This is a genomic window from Sphingobacterium sp. InxBP1, assembly GCF_026191775.1.
GTDB lineage: Bacteria > Bacteroidota > Bacteroidia > Sphingobacteriales > Sphingobacteriaceae > Sphingobacterium > Sphingobacterium thalpophilum.
On sequence record NZ_JAINDX010000016.1, the window covers coordinates 1 to 4,439 of the forward strand.

General features: G+C 41.2%; 6 protein-coding genes and 1 pseudogene. 4 read left to right on the forward strand and 3 right to left on the reverse strand.

Annotated features, from left to right (window positions below; translation table 11 throughout):
- Positions 1-198 precede the first annotated feature (198 nt).
- Positions 199-792, reverse strand: a complete 594-nt coding sequence (locus tag K7A41_RS00170) for a hypothetical protein (RefSeq protein ID WP_265712087.1) — start codon at positions 790-792, stop codon at positions 199-201.
- 34 nt (positions 793-826) lie between these two features.
- Between K7A41_RS00170 and K7A41_RS00175 the strand changes: the two genes are divergently transcribed.
- Entirely contained in the window at positions 827-1,513 is a 687-nt protein-coding gene (locus K7A41_RS00175) for an SOS response-associated peptidase (RefSeq protein ID WP_265712088.1), read from the forward strand.
- Here the strand turns inward: K7A41_RS00175 and K7A41_RS00180 are convergent.
- The gene (locus K7A41_RS00180; RefSeq protein WP_265712089.1) at positions 1,506-1,823 is read right to left on the reverse strand and encodes a hypothetical protein; all 318 of its coding nucleotides are present in this window, start codon (positions 1,821-1,823) and stop codon (positions 1,506-1,508) included. The genes K7A41_RS00175 and K7A41_RS00180 overlap by 8 nt on opposite strands.
- A 57-nt stretch (positions 1,824-1,880) precedes the next feature.
- Here K7A41_RS00180 and K7A41_RS00185 point away from each other — a divergent pair, with 57 nt between their 5' ends.
- From K7A41_RS00185 to K7A41_RS00195, 3 genes and pseudogenes are all read left to right on the forward strand, one after another.
- The gene (locus K7A41_RS00185; RefSeq protein ID WP_265712090.1) at positions 1,881-2,342 is read left to right on the forward strand and encodes a hypothetical protein; all 462 of its coding nucleotides are present in this window, start codon (positions 1,881-1,883) and stop codon (positions 2,340-2,342) included.
- A 133-nt stretch (positions 2,343-2,475) separates the two neighbouring features.
- Positions 2,476-3,584 (forward strand): IS3 family transposase gene (locus K7A41_RS00190; RefSeq protein WP_265712091.1). Its coding sequence is split into 2 segments (ribosomal slippage): positions 2,476-2,737 and positions 2,737-3,584, totalling 1,110 coding nucleotides; the frame shifts between segments, so codons are not numbered across the junction.
- 336 nt (positions 3,585-3,920) lie between these two features.
- Positions 3,921-4,142: pseudogene (locus tag K7A41_RS00195) on the forward strand (transposase); the annotation flags it as partial.
- Positions 4,143-4,178: 36 nt separating this feature from the next.
- On the opposite strand, the gene K7A41_RS00200 reads toward K7A41_RS00195, so the two are convergent.
- Positions 4,179-4,421 carry a colicin E3-like toxin immunity protein gene (locus K7A41_RS00200; RefSeq protein ID WP_265712092.1) on the reverse strand — a complete coding sequence of 81 codons (243 nt, stop codon included), beginning with the start codon at positions 4,419-4,421 and terminating at the stop codon, positions 4,179-4,181.
- Positions 4,422-4,439: the final 18 nt, after the last annotated feature.

Consider the following 4,439-nt stretch of genomic DNA (forward strand, 5'->3'; position numbering starts at 1 on the left):
CTTAAAACTCTTTAAGAACTCCTTGTCGTTTAATAGTGACTCTTTGTCAATCATACTCTTATAAAGTTAATTAAATAAAAAATGCGAAGTCCTTTCCAACTCCGCATTTTTATAACTTACACACTTTATGAGACGGTGTCCAAAGAAATTAAAAAGAAATTTATTAAATAAAATATAGTAAAAGCCTAGACTAACACTCTAGGCTTTCACCACTGGATCAACCCAATAAATCTCATGGTCAGTCAAATTAAGTACGTCCATTGGCGAAACATGGCACTCGATTAAATCTTCCAGACCGTCGCCCAAGACCCCATCAAGCGCCTTGGTTGTCTCCACTGATCCCGTGAGGATACTCCCCTCGTCCAAAACAAATAAATCAGATACGATCAAGTTAACATCATTGGCGGCAACCCAGTCGCGAAATTCTTCCTTGGTCATCTTGATGACCCGGCCAGCTAGCTCCCGTGCTTCCTGTAGTTCCCTAGCGGACGTCTCCGGAAATTCCCTGACAAGAAAGTCTTCATATCCTTCCCATATTCCAGTACGGATAGCCACATTCCTAATAAACAGCTTCATTCCATACTCCCCTATCTCATCATAATATTTTTGTCCGTCGATCATATCAAGTTCTTTTTGGTCCCAAGTAAGTAGGTCTTCCAATACAAATACACCCGAATCTTCCTCGTCTATCTCCTGCAGATAGGCCAGCGTGTCCAGCACAGATATTGGCCGTCCGTTCTCTAGGACGTTGTACCCTAAACAAATGTAGTCAAGTACTTGTTCTCTTGTCATAGAAATACTACCTTTAAATCAAATATAAACAAATATGTGTTATCATACGTCCACACCCAGCACGGCCCAACTAGTGAAAGCGTTCAAGAACCTTCAGGTTCATTATCAGCATGAAGAGATATTTCACGTTACTGGTTTCACTCGTCCCTATCTTCCGGTGACGCTAAATGCTGATCCGGGCGCCATAGTACCGGCCCGATGGAAATTGATACCGTTCTGGGTGAAGACCGAAGATGATGCTGCCAAATACGCCAACACTTTGAATGCCGAATCTGAATCGATATTTGAAAAAGCGTCCTATAAAAATTACATTCTGAAGAATCGGGGCCTGCTTTATGTCAATGGTTTCTACGAGCCGCATAAAGTAGCTGGGCAAAAGGAAACTGAGAACTATTACATCTATTACCCAAGTAAAGAGATTTTCACAATCGGCGTTGTTTACAGCGACTTCAAGGATTACGAGACGAATAACGTATACCCTACTTTTTCCGTTATCACTACGAAGGCCAATCCATTACTTGAGGAAATACACAACGAGAAAAAACGAATGCCGCTTATCATTCCGCCATCCAGTCGAGAAGAATGGCTTTCGGCAAATACCAAGGAAGATATCCAGCAGCTGATGATCCCATTTGAAGGCGAACTTGGGGCGCACAAGGTATTTCGCGTTACCGGCGCCAAGGGTGACACAAACCGGCCGGATATTCAGAACGCTATTTAACTTTGAATTGCGCCTGGTACTGCTCCAGTTTACGCATGATCTCTTGTAGCTCGGCACTCGCCTTGGCCACCCATTCGGCCCGTTGCCGGATTGCCGCCATGGGGTTCATAATTTGGAAAGCATCTCTATTGTCCGCCCCCCGTCTACCCTCAAAATATATCGTTGACCAATCCTTTAGGAACTCATCCGGAGTGTAGAATCGTCGTGTCACCTTATGATATATCCATGCGCCATTGAGTTTCGCGTCATTATACAACGACGTTACCACGCTCGGAATCTCTTTATTCTTCTTTAACCATTCTCGTTGCATGTCTCAAAATTAAAATTAATATTGATAATTTACTAATAATATTAGTAATATTGTGGAATGAAACCGCTAGAAATCCACTGCCGAGGTCGGGTGATGTTCGCCCAGATCAGTATCCAAGACAAAGGGTTGGGCATGCGGGATTATTACGTCTATCACAAGAACAGGGTCACATTTTACGTATTCCGAAAGAGTCAGGGAGACTGGGAATTGGCGTATGGCTATCTTACCGATGACATCAAGGAGGCTGTTATCGATGCTCTTATTCTACGTTATGATCACGATGTACCCGAAATGTTCTATCATCAGGGGAAGCGCTACGTTGTTCGTGTAAGTCCCAAACCGGATGGGCTTTGGCATTTTTTTGTCAACCACGACTATACCGCCAGTGTACAGTATGATAAGTTTAGCAAAACATTCGACTACGACCTCAGGCCGGATGGAATGCTGACGGATGCGCATATGCAAAAGTATATCGGCATGATCCAGCGCAGCGAGATTAAATGGGTTCGTGATCGATGATGAAGTCAATAATGTTTCGGTGTTTTGTCGATGGCTGCATGGAATATGTGGAAATATCTAAGTTGTATTGTAAGTGTCCCAAAAAATCAAACAGCTTAAAACTGGACATAAATGTTTAGATTTAAGTAATAAAATGAAAAAAACACGTTTTACAGAAAGCCAGATTGTTCGAGCACTCAAAGAGGGCGAAGAAGGCAGAAAGACCGAAGACATCTGCCGAGAGCTTGAGATTAGCAGGGCCACATTTTATAATTGGAGGAGCCGTTACGGCGGCATGGAAGCATCGGATGTCAAGCGCCTGAAGGAACTTGAAGAAGAAAATGCCCGCTTAAAAAAGATGTTTGCCGAACTGAGTATGAACCATGATATCCTAAAAGAAGTCATCACAAAAAAAGGTTGGGGCTCCGGCAGCAAAAACAGTTAACCCAGGAGATTATCCTGAATCACGGTTTGAGTGTCACCGGAGCCTGCAAATTGACAGGGATGTGCCGTTCACAATATTACTATGTTAGTAGGAAAGATGACAGTGCAGTCATATCTGCATTAGATGATCTGTCCGCCAAACATCCTGTCTATGGATTCCGAAAACTTTACGCTTATCTGCGCAGAGCGGGGAAGCCCTGGAATCACAAAAAAGTTTACCGGGTGTATAAGCTGCTAAATATGAACAAGAAGAGGCGTGGCAAACGTCGTTTACCTGCTCGGGAGAAACAGCCTCTGGAACAGCAGGTCAGCATTAATCAAAAATGGAGCATGGACTTTATGAGCGATAGCTTGGCAAGCGGAAATAGGTTTAGAACTTTTAATGTGATGGATGACTGCTCCCGTGAGATATTGTGTATCGAAATAGCTACTTCTATTTCTTCTTTGAGGGTAACACGGACACTTGAACAAATCATAGACTGGCGGGGCAAACCGCTCTGTCTACGCGTAGATAATGGCCCCGAATTCACCAGTTATCATTTTGAGCTCTGGTGTAAAGACCAAGGCATCGCTATTCAATTTATCCAGCCCGGTAAGCCTATGCAGAATGGCTACATCGAACGGTTCAACCGAAGTTATCGCAAAGAAATTTTGGATGCTTATTTATTTTTCAACTTGTCAGAAGTAAGAGAACATACCCAGGCATGGATGGATGAATATAATAACAACAGACCCCATGAAGGTCTTGGGAATCTCACACCAACGGAATTATCAAAAAATATTAGACACCAACAACAAATAAATCAATCAGTAACGTAAATTAGAAAAGTCCAATCTCAGCTGTCGGAAAAATGGGGTACTTACAAGATTTTTCACCTTTAGCTGGCCTATAGCCCTCTCCTACAACTTTAATTTTTCCTGAGGAACTATCTGAAAGTCCCCAAATTGCCTTAGGGTTCTTTAGAAGAGATTCAAAAGAATTAGGGTGCAATTTACTGTGATTGCGTAAAATTAACCCATCAGATTTAAGATAAAATTTTGTTTTCTTACGGGATTATTAATGATTTCCTGAATAAACACTCCCCAATCCGATTCCGGATCGTCTAAATATTCGAAAGGAGAAGGTGAACTTTCAGATTCTGCCACACACTATAATCCACAAATCCGATTGAGGGAATACACCGTCAGATACAAAAGATTACTAAGTCCAAAGGAGCGTTTAGCTCTGAGCAGGCTTTATTGAAGCTGTTTTATCTGATTATTAAGGACATTTCTAAAAAATGGACGATGCCAATACATAACTGGGGCTTGACTATATCCCAAATAAAACAACAACGCGCAATCTTTACCGGATTGGACGTTGTCGTTTTATTATAAAAGCACTTTTCGATAAACTTAAAGTGCTCATAACTATCAAGCTTGAAAACAATCAATTTGATATGTATATTTATCAAATTCGAATTCAATGTCTACATATTTTTTTAGAATTTCAGATTCCTCTATATTTATATCATAAGGATTGTACATTAAAGGATCTTCAATCGGAGGACTAAAAATCCCCTTCAAAATATCTAATGGTATAAAGTCTATATTAAATTCACCAATAAGTTCCTCATCTGCTCTATCAAACCAGCTAATAATACGTTCTATTTTCATAAAAAATCAATTATCTAA

What these genes read in the sequence shown, in the direction of transcription:
- K7A41_RS00170 (WP_265712087.1), bottom strand. Translation starts at nt 792, where the DNA reads ATGACAAGAGAACAAGTACTTGACTACATTTGTTTAGGGTACAACGTC.
- K7A41_RS00175 (WP_265712088.1), top strand. Translation starts at nt 827, where the DNA reads ATGTGTTATCATACGTCCACACCCAGCACGGCCCAACTAGTGAAAGCG.
- K7A41_RS00180 (WP_265712089.1), bottom strand. Translation starts at nt 1,823, where the DNA reads ATGCAACGAGAATGGTTAAAGAAGAATAAAGAGATTCCGAGCGTGGTA.
- K7A41_RS00185 (WP_265712090.1), top strand. Translation starts at nt 1,881, where the DNA reads ATGAAACCGCTAGAAATCCACTGCCGAGGTCGGGTGATGTTCGCCCAG.
- K7A41_RS00200 (WP_265712092.1), bottom strand. Translation starts at nt 4,421, where the DNA reads ATGAAAATAGAACGTATTATTAGCTGGTTTGATAGAGCAGATGAGGAA.